Here is a 278-nt window from a genome sequence, read left to right on the forward strand (position 1 = left end):
TTAAAGAAGACAGGTGATCCTATTTTCAGCCTGACAACGGCGATGGTGAACAGAATGATCACACTTGTACAGCACAACAAAAAAATGGCGGCCGTCAGATCAAAAAGTCGTTTTAGGATCAAAGATTCACAGCTCCTTTCGTTTTTCGAAACCGTTTTAATACCAGCTGTCTTTCCTCTTTTGTACAAACGAGCATAAAAGCGAAAACAGCGTAGAAAAAGCTGACTGTCACTCCCGTCGCTATCAATGACGGCCAGCTGTCAATCTTCACAATGAGC

Annotated in this window: 2 pseudogenes; both read right to left on the bottom strand. The window is 42.8% G+C overall.

Features of this window, described 5'->3' with window-relative positions:
- A pseudogene (locus tag SB660_RS20145) lies at positions 1 to 122 on the bottom strand (sugar transferase); the annotation flags it as partial.
- Positions 119 to 278: pseudogene (locus tag SB660_RS20150) on the bottom strand (MATE family efflux transporter); the annotation flags it as partial. The pseudogenes SB660_RS20150 and SB660_RS20145, both read right to left, overlap by 4 nt.

It is taken from the genome of Bacillus sp. SIMBA_005 (assembly GCF_046535585.1).
GTDB lineage: Bacteria > Bacillota > Bacilli > Bacillales > Bacillaceae > Bacillus > Bacillus pumilus.